This window comes from Citrobacter sp. RHBSTW-00881 (assembly GCF_013728515.1).
In the GTDB taxonomy this organism is placed as follows: domain Bacteria; phylum Pseudomonadota; class Gammaproteobacteria; order Enterobacterales; family Enterobacteriaceae; genus Citrobacter; species Citrobacter braakii.
Genome location: NZ_CP056269.1, coordinates 1,228,395 through 1,254,037, shown reverse-complemented (window position 1 = coordinate 1,254,037; position 25,643 = coordinate 1,228,395). Strand labels below are relative to the sequence as shown.

Annotated in this window: 22 protein-coding genes, 1 tRNA gene, 2 rRNA genes and 1 other annotated feature; of the genes, 11 read left to right on the top strand and 14 right to left on the bottom strand. The window is 51.1% G+C overall.

Translation table 11 applies throughout. From position 1 onward, the window contains the following. Positions 1–83 precede the first annotated feature (83 nt). From HV311_RS05900 to rluD, 6 genes are all read right to left on the bottom strand, one after another. A 23S ribosomal RNA gene (locus HV311_RS05900) occupies positions 84–2,990 on the bottom strand. A 220-nt stretch (positions 2,991–3,210) separates the two neighbouring features. Further along, positions 3,211–3,286, bottom strand: a tRNA-Glu gene (locus tag HV311_RS05895). Positions 3,287–3,371: 85 nt separating this feature from the next. Continuing rightward, positions 3,372–4,913, bottom strand: a 16S ribosomal RNA gene (locus HV311_RS05890). The 16S and 23S rRNA genes sit together here with 1 tRNA gene alongside, the layout of an rRNA operon. A gap of 416 nt (positions 4,914–5,329) precedes the next feature. Continuing rightward, complete coding sequence (gene clpB / locus HV311_RS05885) at positions 5,330–7,903, bottom strand: ATP-dependent chaperone ClpB (RefSeq protein ID WP_016154061.1); 2,574 nt, start codon at positions 7,901–7,903, stop codon at positions 5,330–5,332. A 129-nt stretch (positions 7,904–8,032) separates the two neighbouring features. Then, entirely contained in the window at positions 8,033–8,764 is a 732-nt protein-coding gene (yfiH, locus tag HV311_RS05880) for a purine nucleoside phosphorylase YfiH (RefSeq protein WP_191220843.1), read from the bottom strand. Then, on the bottom strand, positions 8,761–9,741 hold the full coding sequence (rluD, locus tag HV311_RS05875; protein ID WP_191220842.1) for a 23S rRNA pseudouridine(1911/1915/1917) synthase RluD: 981 nt from the start codon (positions 9,739–9,741) through the stop codon (positions 8,761–8,763). Before rluD ends, yfiH begins: the two co-directional genes overlap by 4 nt. Positions 9,742–9,872: 131 nt before the next feature. Here rluD and bamD point away from each other — a divergent pair, with 131 nt between their 5' ends. The 4 genes from bamD (at position 9,873) to pheA (ending at position 12,628) form a co-directional block, all read left to right on the top strand. Then, a complete protein-coding gene (gene bamD, locus HV311_RS05870; protein ID WP_016154064.1) occupies positions 9,873–10,610 on the top strand; it encodes an outer membrane protein assembly factor BamD in 738 nt (245 codons plus the stop codon). A gap of 268 nt (positions 10,611–10,878) precedes the next feature. After that, the gene (raiA, locus tag HV311_RS05865; RefSeq protein ID WP_003031244.1) at positions 10,879–11,217 is read left to right on the top strand and encodes a ribosome-associated translation inhibitor RaiA; all 339 of its coding nucleotides are present in this window, start codon (positions 10,879–10,881) and stop codon (positions 11,215–11,217) included. 102 nt (positions 11,218–11,319) lie between these two features. Continuing rightward, positions 11,320–11,445 (top strand) — a sequence feature (Phe leader region). After that, on the top strand, positions 11,321–11,368 hold the full coding sequence (gene pheL / locus HV311_RS05860; protein ID WP_100250063.1) for a pheA operon leader peptide PheL: 48 nt from the start codon (positions 11,321–11,323) through the stop codon (positions 11,366–11,368). It overlaps the preceding feature by 48 nt. Before the next feature lie 22 nt (positions 11,446–11,467). Next, entirely contained in the window at positions 11,468–12,628 is a 1,161-nt protein-coding gene (pheA, locus tag HV311_RS05855) for a bifunctional chorismate mutase/prephenate dehydratase (RefSeq protein ID WP_191220841.1), read from the top strand. Between the two features lie 101 nt (positions 12,629–12,729). Here pheA and tyrA read toward each other — a convergent pair whose 3' ends face one another. Then, positions 12,730–13,851, bottom strand: a complete 1,122-nt coding sequence (tyrA, locus tag HV311_RS05850; RefSeq protein WP_016154066.1) for a bifunctional chorismate mutase/prephenate dehydrogenase — start codon at positions 13,849–13,851, stop codon at positions 12,730–12,732. Positions 13,852–13,861: 10 nt separating this feature from the next. Then, on the bottom strand, positions 13,862–14,932 hold the full coding sequence (aroF, locus tag HV311_RS05845; RefSeq protein ID WP_016154067.1) for a 3-deoxy-7-phosphoheptulonate synthase AroF: 1,071 nt from the start codon (positions 14,930–14,932) through the stop codon (positions 13,862–13,864). 215 nt (positions 14,933–15,147) lie between these two features. Between aroF and HV311_RS05840 the strand changes: the two genes are divergently transcribed. From HV311_RS05840 to HV311_RS05825, 4 genes are all read left to right on the top strand, one after another. Next, positions 15,148–15,522, top strand: coding sequence for a DUF2799 domain-containing protein (locus HV311_RS05840; protein WP_016157184.1), 375 nt, complete (start codon positions 15,148–15,150; stop codon positions 15,520–15,522). A 158-nt stretch (positions 15,523–15,680) separates the two neighbouring features. Then, on the top strand, positions 15,681–16,199 hold the full coding sequence (locus HV311_RS05835) for a YfiR family protein (RefSeq protein ID WP_016157185.1): 519 nt from the start codon (positions 15,681–15,683) through the stop codon (positions 16,197–16,199). Beyond that, positions 16,192–17,418: a diguanylate cyclase DgcN gene (gene dgcN, locus HV311_RS05830; protein ID WP_047414892.1), complete on the top strand. Its 1,227-nt coding sequence runs from the start codon at positions 16,192–16,194 to the stop codon at positions 17,416–17,418. The genes HV311_RS05835 and dgcN overlap by 8 nt, the downstream gene beginning before the upstream one ends. Positions 17,419–17,428: 10 nt before the next feature. Beyond that, the gene (locus HV311_RS05825; protein ID WP_016154071.1) at positions 17,429–17,911 is read left to right on the top strand and encodes an OmpA family protein; all 483 of its coding nucleotides are present in this window, start codon (positions 17,429–17,431) and stop codon (positions 17,909–17,911) included. A 127-nt stretch (positions 17,912–18,038) separates the two neighbouring features. Here HV311_RS05825 and rplS read toward each other — a convergent pair whose 3' ends face one another. From rplS to ffh, 5 genes are all read right to left on the bottom strand, one after another. Next, positions 18,039–18,386, bottom strand: coding sequence for a 50S ribosomal protein L19 (rplS, locus tag HV311_RS05820; protein WP_002914145.1), 348 nt, complete (start codon positions 18,384–18,386; stop codon positions 18,039–18,041). Between the two features lie 41 nt (positions 18,387–18,427). Next, positions 18,428–19,195, bottom strand: a complete 768-nt coding sequence (gene trmD / locus HV311_RS05815) for a tRNA (guanosine(37)-N1)-methyltransferase TrmD (RefSeq protein WP_016157187.1) — start codon at positions 19,193–19,195, stop codon at positions 18,428–18,430. 44 nt (positions 19,196–19,239) lie between these two features. After that, positions 19,240–19,788 (bottom strand): ribosome maturation factor RimM, encoded by a 549-nt coding sequence (gene rimM / locus HV311_RS05810; RefSeq protein ID WP_003031230.1) that lies wholly within the window; start codon positions 19,786–19,788, stop codon positions 19,240–19,242. 18 nt (positions 19,789–19,806) lie between these two features. Then, entirely contained in the window at positions 19,807–20,055 is a 249-nt protein-coding gene (rpsP, locus tag HV311_RS05805) for a 30S ribosomal protein S16 (protein ID WP_003031228.1), read from the bottom strand. A 253-nt stretch (positions 20,056–20,308) separates the two neighbouring features. After that, positions 20,309–21,670: a signal recognition particle protein gene (gene ffh, locus HV311_RS05800; protein WP_003031226.1), complete on the bottom strand. Its 1,362-nt coding sequence runs from the start codon at positions 21,668–21,670 to the stop codon at positions 20,309–20,311. A 165-nt stretch (positions 21,671–21,835) separates the two neighbouring features. On the opposite strand from ffh, the gene HV311_RS05795 reads away from it, so the two are divergent. Then, entirely contained in the window at positions 21,836–22,627 is a 792-nt protein-coding gene (locus tag HV311_RS05795; protein WP_003031224.1) for a cytochrome C assembly family protein, read from the top strand. An 18-nt stretch (positions 22,628–22,645) separates the two neighbouring features. After that, on the top strand, positions 22,646–23,935 hold the full coding sequence (locus tag HV311_RS05790) for an HlyC/CorC family transporter (RefSeq protein WP_008785520.1): 1,290 nt from the start codon (positions 22,646–22,648) through the stop codon (positions 23,933–23,935). 50 nt (positions 23,936–23,985) lie between these two features. On the opposite strand, the gene grpE is transcribed toward HV311_RS05790, so the two are convergent. After that, on the bottom strand, positions 23,986–24,579 hold the full coding sequence (gene grpE, locus HV311_RS05785; protein ID WP_003031221.1) for a nucleotide exchange factor GrpE: 594 nt from the start codon (positions 24,577–24,579) through the stop codon (positions 23,986–23,988). Between the two features lie 122 nt (positions 24,580–24,701). Between grpE and nadK the strand changes: the two genes are divergently transcribed. Further along, positions 24,702–25,580 (top strand): NAD(+) kinase, encoded by an 879-nt coding sequence (nadK, locus tag HV311_RS05780; RefSeq protein WP_016154073.1) that lies wholly within the window; start codon positions 24,702–24,704, stop codon positions 25,578–25,580. The last annotated feature ends 63 nt before the right edge of the window (positions 25,581–25,643 follow it).

Below are 25,643 nucleotides of genomic sequence, written 5' to 3'. Positions count from 1 at the left end.
TCAACACGCTTTTCGCATGTCGATGTAATCTGTAATCAAGCTGAATTTCGATGTCTCTTTCGCCAAAACATCTTCGGCGTTGTAAGGTTAAGCCTCACGGTTCATTAGTATCGGTTAGCTCAACGTATCGCTACGCTTACACACCCGACCTATCAACGTCGTCGTCTTCAACGTTCCTTCAGGACCCTTAAAGGGTCAGGGAGAACTCATCTCGGGGCAAGTTTCGTGCTTAGATGCTTTCAGCACTTATCTCTTCCGCATTTAGCTACCGGGCAATGCCATTGGCATGACAACCCGAACACCAGTGATGCGTCCACTCCGGTCCTCTCGTACTAGGAGCAGCCCCCCTCAATTCTCCAGCGCCCACGGCAGATAGGGACCGAACTGTCTCACGACGTTCTAAACCCAGCTCGCGTACCACTTTAAATGGCGAACAGCCATACCCTTGGGACCTACTTCAGCCCCAGGATGTGATGAGCCGACATCGAGGTGCCAAACACCGCCGTCGATATGAACTCTTGGGCGGTATCAGCCTGTTATCCCCGGAGTACCTTTTATCCGTTGAGCGATGGCCCTTCCATTCAGAACCACCGGATCACTAAGACCTGCTTTCGCACCTGCTCGAGCCGTCACTCTCGCAGTCAAGCTAGCTTATGCCTTTGCACTAACCTCCTGATGTCCGACCAGGATTAGCTAACCTTCGTGCTCCTCCGTTACTCTTTAGGAGGAGACCGCCCCAGTCAAACTACCCACCAGACACTGTCCGCAACCCGGATTACGGGTCTACGTTAGAACACCAGCCATTAAAGGGTGGTATTTCAAGGTTGGCTCCATGCAGACTGGCGTCCACACTTCAAAGCCTCCCACCTATCCTACACATCAAGGACCAGTGTTCAGTGTCAAGCTATAGTAAAGGTTCACGGGGTCTTTCCGTCTTGCCGCGGGTACACTGCATCTTCACAGCGAGTTCAATTTCACTGAGTCTCGGGTGGAGACAGCCTGGCCATCATTACGCCATTCGTGCAGGTCGGAACTTACCCGACAAGGAATTTCGCTACCTTAGGACCGTTATAGTTACGGCCGCCGTTTACCGGGGCTTCGATCAAGAGCTTCTCCTTACGGATAACCCCATCAATTAACCTTCCGGCACCGGGCAGGCGTCACACCGTATACGTCCACTTTCGTGTTTGCACAGTGCTGTGTTTTTAATAAACAGTTGCAGCCAGCTGGTATCTTCGACTGATTTCAGCTCCATGAGTAAATCACTTCACCTACATATCAGCGTGCCTTCTCCCGAAGTTACGGCACCATTTTGCCTAGTTCCTTCACCCGAGTTCTCTCAAGCGCCTTGGTATTCTCTACCTGACCACCTGTGTCGGTTTGGGGTACGATTTCGTGTTACCTGATGCTTAGAGGCTTTTCCTGGAAGCAGGGCATTTGTTACTTCAGCACCGTAGTGCCTCGTCATCACACCTCAGCGTTAACAAGACTCCGGATTTACCTGGAATCTCCGCCTACATGCTTAAACCGGGACAACCGTCGCCCGGCTAACATAGCCTTCTCCGTCCCCCCTTCGCAGTAACACCAAGTACAGGAATATTAACCTGTTTCCCATCGACTACGCCTTTCGGCCTCGCCTTAGGGGTCGACTCACCCTGCCCCGATTAACGTTGGACAGGAACCCTTGGTCTTCCGGCGTGCGGGTTTTTCACCCGCATTATCGTTACTTATGTCAGCATTCGCACTTCTGATACCTCCAGCAAGCCTCACAGCACACCTTCAACGGCTTACAGAACGCTCCCCTACCCAACAACACATAGTGTCGCTGCCGCAGCTTCGGTGCATGGTTTAGCCCCGTTACATCTTCCGCGCAGGCCGACTCGACCAGTGAGCTATTACGCTTTCTTTAAATGATGGCTGCTTCTAAGCCAACATCCTGGCTGTCTGTGCCTTCCCACATCGTTTCCCACTTAACCATGACTTTGGGACCTTAGCTGGCGGTCTGGGTTGTTTCCCTCTTCACGACGGACGTTAGCACCCGCCGTGTGTCTCCCGTGATAACATTCTTCGGTATTCGCAGTTTGCATCGGGTTGGTAAGTCGGGATGACCCCCTAGCCGAAACAGTGCTCTACCCCCGAAGATGAGTTCACGAGGCGCTACCTAAATAGCTTTCGGGGAGAACCAGCTATCTCCCGGTTTGATTGGCCTTTCACCCCCAGCCACAAGTCATCCGCTAATTTTTCAACATTAGTCGGTTCGGTCCTCCAGTTAGTGTTACCCAACCTTCAACCTGCCCATGGCTAGATCACCGGGTTTCGGGTCTATACCCTGCAACTTAACGCCCAGTTAAGACTCGGTTTCCCTTCGGCTCCCCTATTCGGTTAACCTTGCTACAGAATATAAGTCGCTGACCCATTATACAAAAGGTACGCAGTCACCCCATAAAGAGGCTCCCACTGCTTGTACGTACACGGTTTCAGGTTCTTTTTCACTCCCCTCGCCGGGGTTCTTTTCGCCTTTCCCTCACGGTACTGGTTCACTATCGGTCAGTCAGGAGTATTTAGCCTTGGAGGATGGTCCCCCCATATTCAGACAGGATACCACGTGTCCCGCCCTACTCTTCGAGTTCACAACACATGCACTTTTGTGTACGGGGCTATCACCCTGTATCGCCGGACTTTCCAGACCGTTCCACTACCACACATGCTGATTCAGACTCTGGGCTGCTCCCCGTTCGCTCGCCGCTACTGGGGGAATCTCGGTTGATTTCTTTTCCTCGGGGTACTTAGATGTTTCAGTTCCCCCGGTTCGCTTCATTACGCTATGTATTCACGTAATGATAGTGTGACGAATCACACTGGGTTTCCCCATTCGGAAATCGCCGGTTATAACGGTTCATATCACCTTACCGACGCTTATCGCAGATTAGCACGTCCTTCATCGCCTCTGACTGCCAGGGCATCCACCGTGTACGCTTAGTCGCTTAACCTCACAACCCGAAGATGTTTCGTAAAACACTTCAGTGTTGCGAAAATTTGAGAGACTCGGACACACCGCTTTTCATTTCTTGTTTACGGAGAAATGAAACAGTGTGTCGTTTCAATTTTCAGCTTGATCCAGATTTTTAAAGAGCAAATATCTCAAACGAGACTCGAAAGTCTGTTTTGAGATACTTCGGTCGGCGACTTTCACTCACACATACCAGCAAGTGGCGTCCCCTAGGGGATTCGAACCCCTGTTACCGCCGTGAAAGGGCGGTGTCCTGGGCCTCTAGACGAAGGGGACACTGAAGTCTCAATCGCAAGACGCCTTGCTATTTACTTTTCATCAGACAATCTGTGTGAGCACTACAAAGGTCGGTTCTTTAAGGTAAGGAGGTGATCCAACCGCAGGTTCCCCTACGGTTACCTTGTTACGACTTCACCCCAGTCATGAATCACAAAGTGGTAAGCGCCCTCCCGAAGGTTAAGCTACCTACTTCTTTTGCAACCCACTCCCATGGTGTGACGGGCGGTGTGTACAAGGCCCGGGAACGTATTCACCGTGGCATTCTGATCCACGATTACTAGCGATTCCGACTTCATGGAGTCGAGTTGCAGACTCCAATCCGGACTACGACATACTTTATGAGGTCCGCTTGCTCTCGCGAGGTCGCTTCTCTTTGTATATGCCATTGTAGCACGTGTGTAGCCCTACTCGTAAGGGCCATGATGACTTGACGTCATCCCCACCTTCCTCCAGTTTATCACTGGCAGTCTCCTTTGAGTTCCCGACCGAATCGCTGGCAACAAAGGATAAGGGTTGCGCTCGTTGCGGGACTTAACCCAACATTTCACAACACGAGCTGACGACAGCCATGCAGCACCTGTCTCAGAGTTCCCGAAGGCACCAAAGCATCTCTGCTAAGTTCTCTGGATGTCAAGAGTAGGTAAGGTTCTTCGCGTTGCATCGAATTAAACCACATGCTCCACCGCTTGTGCGGGCCCCCGTCAATTCATTTGAGTTTTAACCTTGCGGCCGTACTCCCCAGGCGGTCGACTTAACGCGTTAGCTCCGGAAGCCACGCCTCAAGGGCACAACCTCCAAGTCGACATCGTTTACGGCGTGGACTACCAGGGTATCTAATCCTGTTTGCTCCCCACGCTTTCGCACCTGAGCGTCAGTCTTTGTCCAGGGGGCCGCCTTCGCCACCGGTATTCCTCCAGATCTCTACGCATTTCACCGCTACACCTGGAATTCTACCCCCCTCTACAAGACTCTAGCCTGCCAGTTTCGGATGCAGTTCCCAGGTTGAGCCCGGGGATTTCACATCCGACTTGACAGACCGCCTGCGTGCGCTTTACGCCCAGTAATTCCGATTAACGCTTGCACCCTCCGTATTACCGCGGCTGCTGGCACGGAGTTAGCCGGTGCTTCTTCTGCGAGTAACGTCAATTGCTGCGGTTATTAACCACAACACCTTCCTCCTCGCTGAAAGTACTTTACAACCCGAAGGCCTTCTTCATACACGCGGCATGGCTGCATCAGGCTTGCGCCCATTGTGCAATATTCCCCACTGCTGCCTCCCGTAGGAGTCTGGACCGTGTCTCAGTTCCAGTGTGGCTGGTCATCCTCTCAGACCAGCTAGGGATCGTCGCCTAGGTGAGCCGTTACCCCACCTACTAGCTAATCCCATCTGGGCACATCCGATGGCAAGAGGCCCGAAGGTCCCCCTCTTTGGTCTTGCGACGTTATGCGGTATTAGCTACCGTTTCCAGTAGTTATCCCCCTCCATCGGGCAGTTTCCCAGACATTACTCACCCGTCCGCCACTCGTCACCCAAGGAGCAAGCTCCTCTGTGCTACCGTTCGACTTGCATGTGTTAGGCCTGCCGCCAGCGTTCAATCTGAGCCATGATCAAACTCTTCAATTTAAGTTTGATGCTCGTGAATTAAACTTCGTAATGAATTACGTGTTCACTCAGAGACTTGGTATTCATTTTTCGTCTTGCGACGTTAAGAATCCGTATCTTCGAGTGCCCACACAGATTGTCTGATAAATTGTTAAAGAGCAGTGCCGCTTCGCTTTTTCTCAGCGGCGCGGGGTGTGCATATTACGCCATCCCGCTACAGAGTCAAGCGTTTATTTTCGCCTTTCTCCGCTGACCCGGCGGTTTATAATCCGTTGTTACGTGTCAGTGGAGGCGCATTATAGGGAGTTATTTCAGGCTGACAAGTTAAAAATACAAAAAACTTATCAAGCGACTACTTTTCAACCATTACATTGATTTTTGCTTTGTTTTTAAACAAAAACGAGCCCCGCAGGGCTCGTTTATTGTCGTTTTGTGACTTACTGCACTGCCACAATGCGATCGTCATTCACTTCCAGCCGAATCGTTTTGCCTGGAATCAGCTCACCAGACAGAATTTGCTGCGCCAGCGGGTTTTCGATCTGTTGCTGGATAGCACGTTTGAGTGGACGTGCGCCATACACCGGATCGTAACCATTCGCACTCAGCAGTTTAAGCGCCTCGTCAGAGATATGGATTTCATAGCCACGCTCTTCCAGACGTTTGTACAGACGTTGCAGTTGGATCTGTGCAATAGAAGCAATGTGCTGCTCACCCAACGGATGGAATACAACAACTTCATCTATACGGTTGATGAATTCCGGGCGGAAATTATGGCTCACGACGCCCAGGACCATATCCTTCATGTGGCCGTAGTCCAGCTCGCCGAAGCGTTCCTGAATCAGATCGGACCCCAGGTTCGAGGTCATGATGACAACCGTATTACGGAAGTCGACCGTTCTCCCCTGCCCGTCAGTCAGACGACCATCGTCAAGCACCTGCAACAGAATATTGAACACATCCGGGTGCGCTTTCTCCACTTCATCCAGCAGGATGACAGAGTAAGGACGACGACGTACCGCTTCTGTCAGATATCCACCTTCTTCATAGCCGACATATCCCGGAGGCGCCCCGACCAGACGAGACACCGAGTGTTTCTCCATAAACTCGGACATATCGATACGCACCATGGCATCATCACTGTCGAACATAAAGTTTGCCAGCGCTTTGCACAGTTCAGTTTTACCGACACCGGTTGGGCCGAGGAACAAGAATGAACCAATCGGGCGATTAGGATCGGACAAGCCAGCACGGCTACGACGGATAGCGTTAGAAACGGCTTCCACCGCTTCGTTCTGGCCAATCACGCGGCTGTGCAACTGCTGCTCCATACGCAACAGTTTTTCCCGTTCGCCTTCCAGCATGCGAGCAACCGGGATCCCGGTCCAGCGCGCCAGCACTTCTGCAATTTCTGCATCCGTGACTTTATTACGCAGCAGACGCATGGTTTTGCCTTCAGACTGGGTGGCTGCTTCCAGCTGTTTTTCCAGTTCAGGAATTTTGCCGTACTGCAGTTCAGACATCCGCGCCAGGTCGCCGACACGACGCGCCTGTTCGATAGCGATTTTCGCCTGCTCCAGCTCAGCCTTGATAGTTTGCGTTCCCGAAAGGGATGCTTTTTCAGCTTTCCACTCTTCTTCTAATTCAGAATACTGGCGCTCTTTATCGTCCAGCTCTTCGTTGAGCATATCGAGACGTTTTTTACTCGCCTCATCAGACTCTTTCATTAATGCCTGCTGTTCCAGTTTGAGCTGGATAATACGGCGGTCGAGTCTGTCGAGTTCCTCCGGCTTGGAGTCAATCTGCATACGAATGCTGGATGCCGCCTCATCGATAAGGTCGATAGCTTTGTCCGGCAACTGACGATCGGCAATATAGCGGTGAGACAGCGTAGCTGCCGCAACAATCGCCGGGTCAGTGATCTGCACATGGTGGTGCAGCTCATAACGTTCTTTCAGGCCACGCAGAATCGCGATGGTGTCTTCTACTGAAGGTTCGGCTACAAATACTTTCTGGAAACGACGTTCCAGTGCCGCATCTTTTTCGATGTACTGGCGATATTCATCAAGCGTTGTTGCGCCTACACAGTGCAGTTCCCCGCGTGCCAGCGCCGGTTTCAGCATGTTCCCGGCGTCCATTGCGCCATCGGCTTTACCCGCCCCAACCATGGTATGCAGCTCATCAATAAACAGAATGACATTGCCTTCCTGTTTCGAGAGATCGTTCAGCACGCCTTTTAAGCGTTCTTCAAACTCACCACGATATTTGGCCCCAGCCACCAGCGCGCCCATATCCAGCGCCAGCACACGGCGACCTTTTAAGCCTTCCGGCACTTCACCATTGATAATTCGTTGGGCCAGCCCTTCAACGATGGCCGTTTTACCGACGCCTGGTTCGCCGATTAACACCGGGTTATTTTTAGTACGCCGCTGCAGTACCTGAATGGTACGGCGAATTTCTTCATCACGGCCGATAACCGGATCGAGTTTGCCCTGCTCGGCACGTTCGGTCAGGTCGACGGTATATTTTTTCAAGGCCTGACGTTGGTCTTCAGCCCCCTGGTCATTCACGCTTTCACCTCCACGCATTTGTTCAATTGCCTGAGTGATATTCGCGGTCGTCGCACCTGCTGATTTTAGTAAATCGGTCAGCGTACCGCGTGACTCAAGCGCCGCCAGTACGAACAGTTCTGACGAAATAAAGTTGTCCCCACGTTTTTGCGCCAGCTTGTCGCAAAGATTCAGTACACGCACCAGATCCTGAGAAGGCTGCACATCACCGCCGGTACCTTCTACCTGCGGCAACCGGCTCAACGCCTGGTCAATGGCTGTACGTAACTGGCCAGCATTAATGCCAGCAGACGTTAATAAAGGACGTACCGATCCCCCTTCCTGATTCAGCAAGGCGCTCATTAGATGAAGTGGTTCGATGAATTGATTGTCGTGCCCCAATGCGAGTGACTGGGCATCGGCAAGAGCAAGCTGGAATTTATTAGTAAGACGATCCAGACGCATAACTCCTCCCATAACAGGTCAAAATTGCTACTGGAGATTAAATGAGGTCATCCCTCAATTATTCAAGGTGAATGACCTGAATTATGTGAAAAGAAAATTACACGTACCGGATCGTCTTGATTCTTTAGGTTATATCAGCCAAATAAAACTTGCCATACGACCCGTGGTATTGTCGCGACGATAAGAGAAGAACGTCTCACTTTCGCTGAAGGTGCAACGGTCGCCACCGTAGATGTTCTCTACTCCGATATTTGCCAGACGCTGACGCGCAAGCTGGTAAATATTCGCCAGATATTTATCACCATGCGGTACAAATGCGAGGTCCGCTTGCGGATCTTTCGCCATGAACGCTGCGCGAACTTCTGCTCCCACTTCAAACGCGTTCGGGCCAATCGCCGGGCCTAGCCAGGCAATAATGTTTTCAGGTTTGTCGGCAAAACACGCCACCGTCTCTTCCAGCACGCCGGCGCATAATCCGCGCCAACCCGCATGTGCCGCCGCGACTTCCGTTCCAGCGCGATTGCAAAACAGCACCGGCAGACAGTCGGCCGTCATCACTGCACACACGGTGCCCGGCGTATTGCTGTAAGAAGCATCCGCACGTTTGGAGGCATAAGGCTCGCCGGTCAGTTTCAGGACATCCTTACCGTGGACCTGCTCCAGCCAGACTGGCTTTGACGGCAGATTGCCCGCAGCAAACAGCCGCTTGCGGTTCTCTTCAACATGCTCCGGGTTGTCGCCGCAATGGGCGCCCAGATTCAGCGAATCATAAGGCGGCATGCTAACACCGCCAATACGGGTAGAACTACACGCCACAACACCTTTCGGTATCGGCCACTGCGGGACAATTAGCTTACTCATAGCCAGGCAATATCATCCTTATGTTCTTCGAAATCAGCGCGCATCACTTCAATCAATTGCACCATATCTTGTGGAATCGGTGCGTGCCATTCCATTTCGATACCTGAAATTGGGTGATATAAACGCAGCATAGTCGCGTGCAGCGCCTGACGATCGAACTTACGCAGCACGGAGATAAATTCGTCAGAAGCGCCTTTCGGTGGACGCGGACGACCGCCGTAGACCTGATCGCCCACCAGCGGATGGGTGATATGCGCCATGTGCACGCGGATCTGGTGCGTACGTCCGGTTTCCAGACGCAGCCGCAGACGCGTGTGCACACGGAAGTGTTCCATTATGCGATAGTGCGTCACCGCCGGTTTCCCCATCGGGTGTACCGCCATGTGCGTACGCTTGGTCGGGTGGCGGCTAATCGGTTCCTCAACGGTTCCGCCTGCCGTCATATGACCAATCGCCACGGCTTCGTACTCACGGGTAATTTCACGCAGTTGCAGCGACTCCACCAGACGCGTTTGCGCCGGAACGGTTTTTGCCACCACCATTAATCCGGTCGTGTCTTTATCCAGACGGTGCACGATACCAGCACGTGGAACATCCGCGATTGGCGGGTAGTAATGCAGTAATGCATTCAATACCGTGCCATCAGGATTACCGGCCCCCGGATGCACTACGAGGTCACGGGGTTTGTTGATGACAAGAATATCATCATCTTCATAAACGATATCCAGTGGGATATCCTGAGGTTCAAAACGAACCTCTTCATCAATTTCTGCAGTGATGGAGACTAGCTCTCCACCCAACACTTTTTCTTTCGGTTTATCGCAAAGATTGCCATTTACCAGTACGCGCTGGTCAAGGATCCATTCTTTTATGCGCGATCGCGAATAATCAGGGAACAATTCGGCCAAAGCCTGATCTAAGCGTTGACCGAGCTGATTTTCGGAGACTGTTGCGGTGAGTTCTACTCGTTGTGCCATAAACTGCTTCTTCGTTTAACGTTGGGTTTTACGGCTTTGCCGTTTAATATAGTGTGCTATTGTAGCTGGTCTTAACCGGGAGCAGGAACAGAGAATCTCCCGTAAAACATTTTGAGGAAAGTCAAAACGTCATGACGCGCATGAAATATCTGGTGGCAGCAGCCACGTTGAGCCTGTTTTTGGCGGGTTGCTCTGGTTCAAAGGAAGAGGTGCCCGATAATCCGCCAAATGAAATCTACGCGACTGCTCAGCAAAAGCTGCAGGACGGTAACTGGAAACAGGCAATAACGCAATTAGAAGCGTTGGATAACCGTTATCCATTTGGACCGTATTCTCAGCAGGTGCAATTAGATCTCATCTACGCCTACTACAAAAACGCCGATCTGCCACTTGCTCAGGCTGCCATCGATCGTTTTATTCGTCTTAACCCGACACACCCTAACATTGATTATGTCATGTATATGCGTGGCCTGACCAATATGGCGCTGGATGATAGCGCACTGCAAGGATTCTTTGGTGTTGATCGCAGCGATCGCGATCCGCAACATGCCCGAGCTGCGTTTAATGACTTTTCCAAACTGGTACGTGGCTATCCGAACAGCCAGTACACCACTGACGCCACCAAACGTCTGGTATTCCTGAAAGACCGTCTGGCGAAGTATGAATATTCCGTTGTGGAATACTACACTGCCCGCGGTGCATGGGTTGCCGTGGTAAACCGTGTGGAAGGCATGCTGCGCGACTTCCCGGATACCCAGGCAACACGCAATGCCCTGCCGTTAATGGAAAATGCTTATCGCCAGATGCAGATGAATGCGCAGGCAGAAAAAGTAGCGAAAATCATTGCCGCCAACAGCAGCAATACCTGATTTATCTCAGAATGCAAACGGCAGCCCAAAGGCTGCCGTTTTTTTATCCGTAAACGCCACAACTGAAGCGGTTTAGCTGCAACGCATCTCATCAAATATGGCTTGCTTTCAGGTATTCCTCAAGTAAAAAATCGCTTGTTCCTGCGGTGCCTCACAAAAAGGTTTTCTTGACAAAAAGCGACAAAAAAATGTGATTAACATCACACATTTTGACATTAGGAACGGTATGCTGGAATCACCAAGACGGGAAAGACAAGAGGTAAAATTTATGACAATGAACATTACCAGTAAACAAATGGAAATTACTCCGGCAATTCGCCAGCATGTCGCAGACCGTCTCGCCAAACTCGAAAAATGGCAAACTCATCTGATTAATCCACATATCATTCTGTCTAAGGAGCCGCAGGGTTTCATTGCTGATGCCACCATCAATACACCGAACGGACATCTGGTCGCCAGCGCAAAACACGAGGATATGTACACCGCAATTAACGATTTGATCAACAAGCTGGAACGGCAGCTCAATAAAGTGCAGCACAAAGGCGAAGCCCGTCGTGCAACAACTTCAGTCAAAGACGCCAACTTCGTCGAAGCAGAAGAAGAGTAGTCCCTTACATTGAGTGTATCGCCAACGCGCCTCCGGGCGCGTTTTTTGTTGACAGGGTGAAAACAGTACGGGTACTTTACTGACGTAGCCAAAGGAAAATTACATGAAACTTGTCCCGTTCTTCTTCGCATTCTTTTTTACCTTCCCCTGAATGGGAGGCGTTTCGTCGTGTGATAAAGAATGCGAAGACGAACAATAAGGCCTCCCACAACGGGGGGCCTTTTTTATTGATAACAAGAAAGGCAACACTATGACATCGGATAACCCATTGCTGGCGCTGCGCGATAAGATCAGCACGCTGGATGAAAAATTACTGGCCCTACTGGCTGAGCGACGTGGACTGGCCGTAGAAGTTGGCAAAGCTAAGCTGCTTTCGCATCGTCCAGTTCGTGATATCGACCGTGAGCGCGATCTATTGGACCGACTGATTCAGCTTGGCAAAGCACATCATCTTGATGCTCACTACATCACTCGCCTGTTCCAGCTCATAATCGAAGACTCCGTCCTGACTCAGCAGGCACTGCTCCAGCAGCATCTGAACAAAATTAACCCGCACTCAGCACGCGTTGCTTTCCTTGGGCCAAAAGGGTCATATTCTCATCTTGCCGCACGTCAGTATGCTGCCCGCCATTTTGAACAATTTATAGAAAGCGGCTGCGCGAAATTTGCCGATATCTTTAATCAGGTCGAAACCGGACAAGCTGACTACGCAGTGGTTCCGATTGAAAACACCAGTTCCGGTGGGATTAATGATGTTTACGACCTGCTGCAGCACACCAGCCTGTCTATCGTTGGCGAGATGACTATCACGATTGACCACTGCCTACTGGTGTCCGGCACGACAGCTCTCGAGACCATTGAAACGGTATATAGCCATCCGCAGCCATTCCAGCAGTGCAGCAAATTCCTGAGTCGTTACCCACACTGGAAGATTGAGTACACCGAAAGCACCTCGGCGGCGATGGAAAAAGTTGCGCAGGCTAACTCACCGCGCGTGGCGGCTCTGGGGAGCGAAGCCGGAGGCGTACTATACGGTTTGCAGGTTCTTGAGCATATCGAAGCTAATCAGACGCAAAACATCACCCGCTTCGTGGTACTGGCGCGCAAGGCAATCAATGTTTCCGATCAGGTGCCAGCAAAAACCACGTTGCTGATGGCGACAGGACAACAAGCCGGTGCGCTGGTAGAAGCTCTGCTGGTACTGCGCAACCATAATCTGATTATGACTAAACTAGAGTCACGCCCGATTCACGGCAATCCGTGGGAAGAAATGTTTTATCTTGATATCCAGGCCAACCTGGAATCACCCCAGATGCAAAAAGCATTGAAGGAGTTAGGTGAGATTACGCGCTCGATGAAAGTACTTGGCTGCTATCCAAGTGAGAATGTGGTGCCGGTCGATCCAAGTTAACGTTTGACAATGCCGGATGGCGCTACGCTTATCCGGCATTCTATTTAGCCGATCTTTGTATGACTGATACAACGCATCAGCGTTGCCATCAAGCATCGTATTTATTGGCGACTATCGTTAGCCTGGCGCAACAAAGTACGGCTTTCATTCTGGAAGCGTTTCGCATAATCACCAAACCAGTGCTCCACCTTACGGAAGCTGTCGATGAACGCTTGCTTATCGCCCTGCTCCAGTAAACCAATCGCCTCACCAAAACGTTGGTAGTAGCGTTTGATCAGCGCAAGGTTACTCTCAGACGACATAATGATATCGGCATAGAGCTGCGGATCCTGGGCAAACAGACGTCCGACCATCGCCAGTTCAAGGCGATAAATCGGCGAAGAGAGTGCCAGTAACTGCTCCAGTTGAACATTCTCTTCCGCTAAATGCAGACCGTAAGCAAAGGTCGCAAAGTGACGCAATGCCTGAATAAATGCCATGTTCTGGTCGTGTTCAACAGCACTGATCCGATGCAGTCGCGCACCCCACACCTGAATCTGTTCCAGAAACCACTGATAAGCTTCCGGCTGACGTCCGTCACACCAGACGACAACCTGCTTTGCCAGACTGCCGCTGTCCGGGCCAAACATGGGGTGTAATCCCACCACCGGGCCGTCGTGCGCCGCCAGCATCGCCTGCAAAGGACCATTTTTCACCGAAGCCAGATCCACCAGGATGCAGTCGGACGGCAGACGCGGTAATTTGGCGATCACCTGCTCAGTGACGTGGATCGGCACACTGACGATCACCATGCCAGCATCAGAGACGATCTCCGGCGCACGATCCCAGTCCTGCTGTTCCAGGATCCGTACCTGATAACCTGACAGGGTGAGCATTTTTTCGAACAGACGTCCCATCTGACCGCCGCCGCCGACAATCACCACCGGTCGCAGAGAAGGACAAAGCGTTTTAAATCCTTTGTCGTTCTCACTGGAGTAAGACTCGCGCATAACCCGGCGCAGCACATCTTCAATCAGGTCCGGCGGCACGCCAAGGGCTTCCGCTTCCGCCCGGCGGGAGGCCAGCATAGAGGCTTCCCGTTCCGGCACGTAGATAGGCAGCCCAAAGCGGCTTTTTACTTCACCGACTTCGGCCACCAGCTCCAGGCGACGTGCCAGTAAACCCAGCAGCGCCTTGTCGACTTCATCAATTTGATCGCGTAATGCGGTCAATTCAGCAACCATAACCAACCTCTTATGCTACACGCGCCGACAGCTGGCCGTTTAAATCCTGGCTAATTTCACGCAGTAGCGCATCCGTCATTTCCCAGCTAATGCAGGCATCAGTTACAGACACGCCGTATTTCATTTCGCTACGCGGCTGTTCAGAAGACTGGTTGCCTTCGTGAATATTACTTTCAATCATCAAGCCAATGATCGAGCGATTGCCATCTTTGATTTGTGCAATCACGGATTCAGCCACGGCAGGCTGGCGGCGGTAATCTTTATTGGAGTTACCATGACTGCAATCTACCATCAGAGAAGGTCGTAGTCCCGCCTGCTCCATCTCTTTTTCGCACTGGGCGACATCTGCCGGGCTGTAGTTCGGCGCTTTACCACCGCGCAGGATCACGTGACCGTCCGGGTTACCCTGAGTTTGCAGCAGTGCAACCTGTCCAGCCTGGTTAATACCAACAAAGCGGTGCGACTGTGCCGCCGCGCGCATCGCGTTAATGGCGGTCGCCAGGCTACCGTCAGTACCGTTCTTAAAGCCGACCGGCATCGAAAGACCGGAAGCCATTTCGCGGTGAGTCTGCGATTCCGTGGTACGCGCACCGATTGCAGACCAGCTAAACAGATCGCCCAGGTATTGCGGGCTATTGGGATCCAGCGCTTCAGTTGCCAGCGGAAGTCCCATATTCACCAGTTCAAGCAGCAGCTGACGCGCAATTTTCAGGCCGGCTTCAACATCAAAAGAGCCATCCATATGAGGATCGTTAATTAACCCTTTCCAGCCGACGGTGGTACGGGGTTTTTCAAAATAGACGCGCATCACCAGGTAGAGGCTATCGCTGACCTCTGCGGCAAGGGCTTTAAACCGACGAGCGTACTCAATAGCCATTTCAGGATCGTGAATGGAACACGGACCACATACCACCAGCAGGCGCGGATCGCGACCAGAGATAATATCTGAAATGGTTTTACGCGACTGGGAGATTTGCGCTTCTTGCGCCTGGCTCAGCGGGAATTCAGCTTTCAGCTGCTCCGGAGTCATCAGAACCTGTTCGTCGGTAATATGTACGTTGTTCAGCGCGTCTTTTTGCATGATGGTGATCCTGTTTAGCTCGTTTGCGATAGTTGATCCTCAGCGAGGAGGTGATAACGATAACACAACAGGTAAAGATTTCAATCCACAAACCGTAAATTTTAATTTACAGAATGCAATTTAATGACAGAACACGCCCTCTGTTTCGTACATTAAAATTTACACCATCCGATATTGAGATCCACTATGCTTAAAAAAACGAGGGAGTACAGGCAATGAAGCAACTCATCAGCACCCTATTTCTATTACTTCTTAGCGGATGTCAGATAGATCCTTATACCCACGCCCCCACATGGACGGGGACCGCCTGGTACGACGCCGGAATACAAGATGCCATTTCGGGGTATGCCGTTAAAGATAATGAAACTCTTGCCGACAACTACAATGACCCCGAAGTCGATCGTACGGAATATCTTAAGGGTTATGCCGAGGGACAACGTAAAATCTGCCAGCCGGATTTTGTTTACGCCAGAGGTTTGACCGGTAAAACCTTTCCCCCAAGTTGTGATACGGTCGAAAATATTGACCAGTTACACAGTGCCTGGCAAAAAGGAGCAAACGAAGGAGCCACCTCAATAAGATTAAATTAAACAATAGCTTATATTTTATAAATTACTAAGATTTAACTTAAATCACTAATAGCTTTCCACCTGGCATAATGACGGCTTAGGAAAATAATGTTATTTTGTCCTAAATAATCTTGAATGTATTTCGACGTTTTACAGCAAACGCTGGTAGGTAACTATTCATGAGCTATTCTTACCGACTCATACTTCTACTGGCACTGCTCCTGACCGGATTACCGCTGTACGCCCAAAGCGTTACGGAAGAAGCAAAATCTGTACGCGCTATGGTTTCCGGCATCGTCAGTTATACGCGCTGGCCTGCACTGTCCGGGCCCCCCAAACTGTGTATTTTCTCTTCATCGCGTTTTTCCAGTGTCCTGGGAGATACCAGTGCCGGAGCATTACCCTATCTCCCCGTCATCATTCGTACGGAACAAGAAATATTAGTTTCGCAGTGTGATGGCTTTTATTTTGGAAAAGAATCCCCTACTTATCAGGTGGAATTAAAGAATAAATATCCGTCTAAGGCATTGCTATTAATTGCCGAACAGAACCCCGAATGCGTTATTGGCAGCGCCTTTTGCCTCATAATTAAAGATGAAGATGTGAGATTTTCCGTAAATATGGATTCCCTTTCACGCAGTGGCGTAAGGGTCAGTCCGGACGTATTAATGCTTGCACGGAATCAGAAGCATGGATAAGGGCCATTCTCCCATAACACGCCCGACGTTTAAGCGGACATTACGGCGTATCAGCATAATCAGCGTTCTGGTAACTATGACGCTGATCTGGCTGCTGCTCAGCATTTCTTCGGTGCTGGCATTGAGACAGTATGCGCAAAAGAACCTGGATCTGACCGCTGCAACCATGACCCGCACACTTGAAGCAGCATTAGTTTTTTCTGATGGCGTCGCGGCAACTGAAACGCTGGCAGCACTGGGCCAGCAGGGGCAATTTTCCGTTGCAGAAGTTCGTAATAAAAACCAGAAGGTGATCGCCACCTGGCGCTATAACGCGCAGGATACCACTGAAAAAATCAGCGGACTTATCAGCCACTGGCTGTTCCCACAACCGGTCACTCAACCTATTTTGCATAATGGCAACGTCATCGGCGAAGTGCGATTGACTGCGCGCGATAGCGTTATCAGCCATTTCATCTATTTGTCGCTGGCCGTCCTTACCGGGTGCATTCTGTTGGCCTCTGGCATTGCATTAATGCTCACTCGTTATTTACATAATGGCGTCGTGGAAGCCCTGCAAAATATAACCGAGGTGGTACATGATGTTCGTACCAACCGTAACTTTTCACGGCGCGTTTCAGAAGAGCGCATTGAAGAGTTTCACCTTTTTGCCCAGGATTTTAATAGTCTGCTGGACGAGATGGAGGAGTGGCAACTTAAACTGCAGGCAAAGAACGCCCAGCTTTTGCGTACGGCGCTACACGATCCGCTGACCGGCCTGGCGAATCGCGCCGCATTTCGCAGCAGCATTAACGCCCTGATGAATGACCATGCCGCCCACAGCAGCTCCGCACTGTTATTCCTTGATGGTGATAATTTTAAATTTATTAATGATACCTGGGGCCACGCAGCGGGGGATCGGGTCCTGATTGAAGTTGCAAACAGGCTGTCCGAGTTTGGTGGTAATCGACATCACCCCTACAGACTTGGCGGCGATGAGTTCGCTATGGTGCTGTACAGCGTTCACTCTGAATACGAAGTTCAGCGGATCTGTGCGGCACTGTCACACGAGTTTAACCGACCTTTTGACCTGCATAACGGTCATCAGGCAAGCATGACTCTCAGCATTGGTTTTGCGCTGACGTGGGAACATGCCTCTGCCGAGAAATTACAAGAACTTGCCGATAAAAATATGTATCAGGCCAAAAATTTGCGTTCTGAACGCATTATTAAAAAATAAGGACTTACACATGCTAAAACGTCTATCATCCCCTTTCCTTCTGCTTTTACTGATTTTGGCAGGCTGTCAGGCACCTCAGGGAAAATTTACCCCGGAGCAAATTGCAGCCATGAAATCGTACGGATTTACCGAAGCTTCCGGAGACTGGTCTCTTGGTCTGTCTGACAACATCCTGTTTGACAAAAACGACTATAAGCTCCGCCCTGAAAGTGAAAAACAGATCCAGGAAATGGCATCCAAACTGGCAGCTACCGGGCTAAACCATGCGCGTATGGATGGTCATACCGATAACTACGGCGAAGACAGCTACAACGAAGCGCTGTCGCTCAAACGCGCGAATGTGGTTGCCGATGCGTGGGCACAGGGCGCCAACATTCCCCGCACTAATCTGACAACGCAGGGACTCGGGAAAAAATACCCGATCGCCAGTAATCAGACGTCAAAAGGTCGTGCTGAAAACCGCCGGGTTGCAGTCGTGATCGCTACGCCGTAAAAGTCTTCAACTGGCTGCGCGCCGCGCAGTCATCCAATTGCAATAAAACAAAAGAGTAAGGTCGGAATAAAAAAAGGGCCAGCCTTTCGGCCAGCCCTTTTCTAACAGGATGTCGCTTGCGCGAATCTTAGTTAAGACGCTCTTTGATACGAGCAGACTTACCAGTGCGCTCACGCAGGTAGTACAGTTTAGCTTTACGAACAGCACCACGACGTTTAACAGCAATGCTGTCAACTACCGGAGAGTGAGTCTGGAAGACACGCTCAACGCCTTCGCCGTTGGAAATTTTACGAACAGTGAATGCAGAGTGCAGACCGCGGTTACGAATAGCGATAACCACGCCCTCGAATGCCTGCAGACGTTTTTTGGAACCTTCAACAACCCATACTTTCACTTCCACGGTATCACCCGGACGGAAGGAAGGTACGTCCTGCTTCATCTGCTCTTGTTCAAGTTGCTTAATAATGTTGCTCATAATTTAATCTCTTATCCTGGGTAAACTGATATTTGGGGGTCTCAGACCAGCCCATCATGTTTATGCTGCTGTTGTGCGTGTTCCGTTTTGAACTCCGCCAGCAACCTTGCTTGCTCTTCAGTCAGAGCCAGGTTTTCCAGAAGTTCAGGTCTTCTAAGCCAGGTCCGGCCCAGCGACTGTTTTAAACGCCAGCGACGTATCTCAGCGTGGTTCCCCGACAGTAACACTGCCGGTACTTCCATCTGTTCTAACACTTCAGGTCGGGTATAGTGCGGGCAATCCAGCAACCCATCAGCAAACGAATCTTCGATTGCTGAAGCTTCATGACCCAGAACTCCCGGAATAAACCGAGAAACGGAGTCGATCAGCGTCATTGCCGGTAACTCACCACCGCTGAGAACGTAATCGCCGATTGACCATTCTTCGTCAATTTCGGTTTGAATCACGCGCTCATCTATTCCTTCATAGCGACCACACACCAGAATCAGCTTTTGATTCGTGGCCAGTTCGCTAACGCCCGCTTGATCAAGCTTGCGTCCCTGAGGTGACAGATAAATCACCTTTGCGCCTTCACCAGCCGCAGCTTTTGCTGCATGAATGGCGTCCCGTAAAGGTTGCACCATCATTAACATCCCCGGTCCGCCGCCGTAAGGACGATCGTCCACGGTACGGTGCCGGTCATGAGTAAAGTCACGAGGACTCCAGCTCTGGATGTTCAGCAGGCCATTTTTTACTGCCCGGCCAGTTACCCCGTAATCGGTAATTGCGCGGAACATTTCTGGAAACAGGCTAACGATACCTATAAACACAAGCCAATCCCCATAACGCCGACTTTTACCGTTTATCCGGTGGTTTAAAAACCAGGATCCCAATCTACTTCGATAGTACGAGTAGCGAGATCGACTTTCTTGATAACCTGCCCATCGAGGAACGGTACAAGACGTTCCTTGATACCAAACGCATCTTTCAGGTTTGCCTTAATGACAATGACGTCATTCGAACCGGTTTCCATCATATCGACGACTTTACCGAGATCGTAACCTTCAGTGGTCACTACCTGGCAGCCCATAAGGTCTTTCCAGTAGTAGGAACCATCTTCCAGCGCTGGCAACTGCGAGGAATCCACGACAATTTCGCAATTAGTCAGTAGATTCGCCGAATCACGATCGTCAACGCCTTTCAGCTTGATGATCAGATCCTGATTGTGGTGCTTCCAGCTTTCCAGCTGTACTTGCTGCCACTGACCCGCCTTCTGGATAAACCAGGGCTGATAGTCAAAAATGCTTTCGGCGTCTTCAGTGGAAGAAAACACTCTGAGCCAACCACGGATACCGTAAGAAGACCCCATTTTCCCCAAAACGATGGGTTCCACAGGAGCCTGCGCGGCGAGTTGCTTGCTCATCATGACCACCGTGACAGATTAAGCTGCTTTGTTTGCTGCTTTGATCAGCGTAGCTACGCGATCAGAAATAGTCGCGCCCTGGCCAACCCAGTGAGCGATGCGATCCAGATCCAGGCGAGTGCCTTCTTCTTTTTCGCTAGCGATTGGGTTAAAGAAGCCAACGCGCTCGATGAAGCGACCGTTGCGTGCATTACGGCTGTCGGTAACAACAACCTGGTAGAACGGACGCTTTTTAGCGCCGTGACGAGCTAAACGAATAGTAACCATAACATCCTCTTGTGTGAATAAAACACCCAGGCCCCATCGAGGAACGGAGCCCGGGTGTCATATTAAAAGCCCGAAAATTTTACTGATTTCTGGGAAAAAAGCAATCAACATGTGATGAGGCTTTATACCAGGGCGTTACCACTGCAGCCAGTTTGGCGTCAGTGTGCGCGCAGAAAGCGGAACGTACATGCAGTACGTGAGCATTTCGAGCCCACCCCGACGCCAAAAAGGCAAATTAGGTAGCCCGATATATTTATCTACCAGGGAAGCCTGGCGGCATCATACCCTTCATGCCACGCATCATCTTCGCCATACCGCCTTTCTTCATTTTCTTCATCATGCGCTGCATGTCGTCGAACTGTTTCAGAAGGCGGTTTACGTCCTGTACCTGCATACCGCAGCCGGCAGCAATACGGCGTTTACGGGAACCTTTGATGATTTCCGGCTTAGCGCGTTCTTTCATCGTCATCGAATTGATGATGGCTTCCATACGCACCAGCACTTTATCGTCCATCTGCGATTTCACGTTGTCTGGGATCTGCCCCATGCCCGGCAGCTTGCCCATCAGGCTTGCCATGCCGCCCATGTTTTTCATCTGGTTGAGCTGCTCAAGGAAATCGTTGAGATCGAAGCCGTCGCCTTTTTTCAGCTTGCTGGCTAATTTCTCTGCCTGCGCGCGGTCGACCTTGCTTTCGATATCTTCGATCAGCGACAGCACGTCACCCATGCCGAGAATACGCGAAGCAATACGATCCGGGTGGAACGGCTCCAGCGCTTCGGTTTTCTCGCCGACGCCGAGGAATTTAATCGGCTTGCCGGTGATATGACGAATAGAGAGCGCCGCACCACCACGAGCATCACCATCAACTTTGGTCAGCACGACACCGGTTAACGGCAGCGCTTCGTTGAAGGCTTTTGCGGTATTCGCGGCATCCTGACCGGTCATGGCATCGACCACAAACAGCGTTTCAACCGGCTTAATAGAAGCGTGGACCTGTTTGATTTCGTCCATCATCGCTTCATCAACGTGCAGGCGACCGGCGGTATCCACCAGCAGCACGTCGTAGAATTTGAGTTTGGCTTCTTTCAGCGCGGCGTTAACGATATCGACCGGCTTCTGGCCGACATCCGACGGGAAGAAGTCCACACCGACCTGCTCGGCCAGCGTTTCCAGCTGTTTTATCGCCGCCGGGCGATAAACGTCCGCGGAGACCACCAGCACTTTCTTCTTGTGCTTCTCACGCAGGAATTTCCCCAGCTTACCGACGCTGGTCGTTTTACCCGCCCCCTGCAGACCAGCCATCAGCACAACGGCTGGCGGCTGTGCAGCCAGATTCAGGGTCTGGTTTTCTTCGCCCATTGCCGCAACCAGTTCGTTACGGACAATCTTGACGAACTCCTGACCCGGCGTCAGGCTTTTGTTAACTTCATGACCAACCGCTTTCTCTTTTACGCGATTGATAAACTCACGCACTACCGGCAGCGCTACGTCAGCCTCCAGCAGCGCCATGCGCACTTCGCGCAGCGTCTCTTTAACGTTGTCTTCAGTAAGGCGTCCACGGCCACTGATATTGCGCAGCGTGCGCGACAAACGATCGGTTAAATTATCAAACATTGTCTCTCGCCTGGGGTGGAAACGGTCGGTCGCGACAGCGACACATCAACAGAAATTTGTCGCAGTATAACATGAAGCCGCCTTTGTTGTTATGCAACGGTTGGAGCAGCGGTCACGTAACGCTATACTGTTTTTCTTTATCACTGGCCAACTGTCGACACCTATATGCCCGTTTTTGCTCTGCTTGCCCTTGTCGCCTACTCAGTCAGCCTTGCGCTGATTATTCCCGCTCTGCTGCAAAAAAACAGCGGCTGGCGGCGTATGGCTATTCTCTCTGCGGTCGTCGCGCTGGTAAGTCATGCTATCGCCCTGGAAGCGCGAATTCTGCCCGGCGGTGAAAGCGGACAAAACCTGAGTCTGTTGAACGTCGGCTCGCTGGTTAGCCTGATGATCTGTACGGTAATGACTATCGTCGCTTCCCGCAATCGTGGCTGGCTATTGCTGCCCATTGTCTACGCCTTTGCGCTAATCAACCTGGCCTTCGCCACGTTTATGCCGAACGAGTTCATCACCCATCTCGAAGCTACACCGGGCATGATGATTCACATCGGGCTATCGCTATTCGCTTACGCCACGCTGATTATCGCCGCACTGTATGCGCTGCAACTGGCATGGATCGACTACCAGTTGAAAAACAAAAAACTGGCCTTCAGCAATGAGATGCCGCCGCTAATGAGTATTGAGCGGAAAATGTTTCATATCACCCAAATTGGCGTGGTTCTGCTGACGCTCACCCTGTGCACTGGCCTGTTTTACATGCATAACCTGTTCAGTACCGAGAACATTGATAAAGCCGTTCTCTCTATCGTGGCATGGTTTGTCTATATCGTTCTGTTGTGGGGGCATTACCATGAAGGCTGGCGCGGACGTCGCGTCGTATGGTTTAACGTCGCAGGCGCAGGCATTCTAACGCTGGCCTATTTCGGCAGTCGTATCCTGCAGCAGTTCGTGAGTTAAATCTTTAAGGAACCCTACGTGGAACACATCTCCACCACCACGCTCATTATCACGCTTCTCATCATGGTGGTCATTTCCGCCTATTTTTCCGGTTCTGAAACCGGAATGATGACCCTGAATCGCTATCGTCTACGTCATCGGGCCAAGCAGGGAAATCGTCAGGCAAAACGCGTTGAAAAGCTACTTCGTAAGCCGGACCGCCTGATAAGCCTGGTGCTCATCGGTAATAATCTGGTGAATATTCTGGCCTCCGCGCTCGGCACCATTGTCGGTATGCGCCTGTATGGCGATGCGGGTGTCGCCATTGCCACTGGGGTACTGACGTTTGTCGTGCTGGTTTTTGCCGAAGTACTGCCCAAGACTATTGCTGCGCTGTATCCAGAAAAAGTCGCCTATCCGAGCAGTGTACTGCTGGCTCCACTGCAGATTCTGATGATGCCGTTGGTGTGGCTACTCAACACCATCACGCGGCTACTTATGCGCATGATGGGCATCAAAACGGATATCGTGGTGAGCGGTTCGCTGAGTAAAGATGAACTGCGAACGCTGGTGAATGAATCGCGCTCGCAAATTTCACGCCGTAACCAGGATATGCTGCTGTCAGTGCTGGATCTGGAAAAAGTCAGCGTCGATGACATCATGATCCCGCGTAACGAAATCATCGGCATTGATATTAACGATGACTGGAAGTCAATCGTGCGTCAGCTTTCGCACTCTCCACATGGCCGTATTGTGCTGTACCGCGACTCGCTGGACGACGCCATCAGTATGCTGCGCGTACGTGAAGCCTGGCGATTGATGGCAGAGAAAAAAGAGTTCACCAAAGAGACCATGTTACGTGCCGCCGACGAAATTTATTACGTCCCGGAAGGTACGCCTCTCAGCACCCAGCTCATTAAGTTTCAGCGAAACAAGAAGAAAGTGGGTCTGGTTGTTAATGAATATGGCGATATTCAGGGGCTGGTCACGGTCGAAGATATTCTGGAAGAGATTGTCGGCGACTTCACCACTTCAATGTCACCCACGCTTGCCGAAGAGGTAACGCCGCAGAATGATGGCTCGGTGATCATTGACGGCAGCGCCAACGTTCGTGAAATCAATAAGGCGTTTAACTGGCACCTGCCGGAAGATGACGCACGTACCGTGAATGGTATTATTCTTGAAGCGCTGGAAGAGATCCCGGTTGCCGGCACGCGTGTGCGCATCGGACAGTACGATATCGATATTCTCGACGTGCAGGACAATATGATTAAACAGGTGCAGGTATTGCCGGTCAAACCGCTACGGGAAAGCGTGTCGGACCAGTGAGAATAATTCAGGCCGGGTAGCGCGTGAGCATTACCCGGCCTGAAGGCTGATTAGCCTTTGGCTTTCGCCACAGAGACCATCGCGGCGCGGATGGTACGTCCGTTCAGCGTATAGCCTTTCTGCATTACCATCAGCACATTACCGGCAGCAACGTCGTCAGACTCTACCATTGCAATTGCCTGGTGCACGTTCGGGTCCATCGGCACATCGATATCCGCAACCACCTGTACACCAAACTTCGCCACGACATCCAGCATTGACTTACGGGTCAGCTCAATACCTTCAACCATCGCCGCCATAGCGTCATTATCTTTATCCGCAACTTCCAGCGCGCGGTCCAGGCTATCCAGCACCGGCAGCAGTTCGTTGACGAATTTTTCCAGCGCAAACTTATGCGCTTTTTCTACGTCCAGTTCGGTACGACGACGCAGGTTTTCCATTTCCGCTTTGATACGCAACACGCTGTCGCGCTCGCGAGTTTCGGCCTCAGCAAGCTGAGCTTCCAGATTCGCAATTTTTTCATCGCGCGGATCCACCTGCTCAGCAGAAGCGTCTGATTCAACCGCCTCAACTTCTTCGTGCTGATCCATGATAATTTCTTCCGGGGCTTGCCCCTCAGGCGTTTTCTGTTCTTTACTACTCATGAATTTCTCCGCGTTTTTTTCGCATTCATCTCGCTAACTTGGCTTATTATGGGGATCAGATTCAGGGATTCAAGGGAAGTACTCACATTGTCACTAATCTTCGTTACAAGGACCTCGAGAAAATGAACAAACATTTCAAGTGTATTGGCATTGTGGGGCATCCACGTCACCCCACTGCACTGACCACACATGAAATGCTCTACCGTTGGCTGTGCACCAAAGGTTATGAGGTTATCGTTGAGCAACAAATCGCCCACGAACTGCAGCTGAAAAATGTGAAAACCGGCACGCTCGCAGAAATTGGCCAACAGGCAGACCTCGCCGTGGTAGTCGGCGGCGACGGCAATATGCTGGGCGCCGCACGCACCCTGGCACGTTATGACATCAAGGTTATTGGCATTAACCGCGGCAACCTCGGTTTTTTGACCGACCTTGACCCAGACAATGCCCAGCAACAGTTAGCTGACGTGCTGGAAGGCCACTACATCAGCGAAAAGCGCTTTTTACTCGAAGCTCAGGTGTGTCAACAGGATTGCCAGAAGCGCATTAGCACTGCCATCAATGAAGTTGTGCTGCACCCCGGGAAAGTGGCGCACATGATTGAATTTGAAGTCTATATCGATGAAATTTTTGCCTTCTCCCAACGTTCAGATGGGCTGATTATCTCGACGCCGACCGGCTCTACCGCCTACTCGCTCTCTGCCGGAGGCCCAATTCTGACGCCTTCTCTGGATGCTATTACGCTGGTACCCATGTTTCCGCATACGCTTTCCGCGCGACCGCTGGTGATCAACAGTAGCAGCACCATTCGCCTGCGCTTTTCCCATCGCCGTAACGATCTGGAGATCAGCTGTGACAGCCAAATCGCCCTACCTATACAGGAAGGTGAAGACGTATTGATTCGCCGCTGTGATTATCATCTGAACCTGATACATCCAAAAGATTACAGCTATTTCAACACATTAAGCACTAAGCTTGGTTGGTCAAAAAAATTATTCTAATTTAACGCCAACCTCTTTACTGTATAAAAAACCAGTTTATACTGTATGAAATTACAGTTATGG

Bases quoted from the DNA above. Each gene is read 5' to 3' on its own strand.
- clpB (WP_016154061.1), bottom strand. From the start codon at position 7,903: ATGCGTCTGGATCGTCTTACTAATAAATTCCAGCTTGCTCTTGCCGAT.
- yfiH (WP_191220843.1), bottom strand. From the start codon at position 8,764: ATGAGTAAGCTAATTGTCCCGCAGTGGCCGATACCGAAAGGTGTTGTG.
- rluD (WP_191220842.1), bottom strand. From the start codon at position 9,741: ATGGCACAACGAGTAGAACTCACCGCAACAGTCTCCGAAAATCAGCTC.
- bamD (WP_016154064.1), top strand. From the start codon at position 9,873: ATGACGCGCATGAAATATCTGGTGGCAGCAGCCACGTTGAGCCTGTTT.
- raiA (WP_003031244.1), top strand. From the start codon at position 10,879: ATGACAATGAACATTACCAGTAAACAAATGGAAATTACTCCGGCAATT.
- pheA (WP_191220841.1), top strand. From the start codon at position 11,468: ATGACATCGGATAACCCATTGCTGGCGCTGCGCGATAAGATCAGCACG.
- tyrA (WP_016154066.1), bottom strand. From the start codon at position 13,851: ATGGTTGCTGAATTGACCGCATTACGCGATCAAATTGATGAAGTCGAC.
- aroF (WP_016154067.1), bottom strand. From the start codon at position 14,932: ATGCAAAAAGACGCGCTGAACAACGTACATATTACCGACGAACAGGTT.
- HV311_RS05840 (WP_016157184.1), top strand. From the start codon at position 15,148: ATGAAGCAACTCATCAGCACCCTATTTCTATTACTTCTTAGCGGATGT.
- HV311_RS05835 (WP_016157185.1), top strand. From the start codon at position 15,681: ATGAGCTATTCTTACCGACTCATACTTCTACTGGCACTGCTCCTGACC.
- dgcN (WP_047414892.1), top strand. From the start codon at position 16,192: ATGGATAAGGGCCATTCTCCCATAACACGCCCGACGTTTAAGCGGACA.
- HV311_RS05825 (WP_016154071.1), top strand. From the start codon at position 17,429: ATGCTAAAACGTCTATCATCCCCTTTCCTTCTGCTTTTACTGATTTTG.
- rplS (WP_002914145.1), bottom strand. From the start codon at position 18,386: ATGAGCAACATTATTAAGCAACTTGAACAAGAGCAGATGAAGCAGGAC.
- rimM (WP_003031230.1), bottom strand. From the start codon at position 19,788: ATGAGCAAGCAACTCGCCGCGCAGGCTCCTGTGGAACCCATCGTTTTG.
- rpsP (WP_003031228.1), bottom strand. From the start codon at position 20,055: ATGGTTACTATTCGTTTAGCTCGTCACGGCGCTAAAAAGCGTCCGTTC.
- ffh (WP_003031226.1), bottom strand. From the start codon at position 21,670: ATGTTTGATAATTTAACCGATCGTTTGTCGCGCACGCTGCGCAATATC.
- HV311_RS05795 (WP_003031224.1), top strand. From the start codon at position 21,836: ATGCCCGTTTTTGCTCTGCTTGCCCTTGTCGCCTACTCAGTCAGCCTT.
- grpE (WP_003031221.1), bottom strand. From the start codon at position 24,579: ATGAGTAGTAAAGAACAGAAAACGCCTGAGGGGCAAGCCCCGGAAGAA.
- nadK (WP_016154073.1), top strand. From the start codon at position 24,702: ATGAACAAACATTTCAAGTGTATTGGCATTGTGGGGCATCCACGTCAC.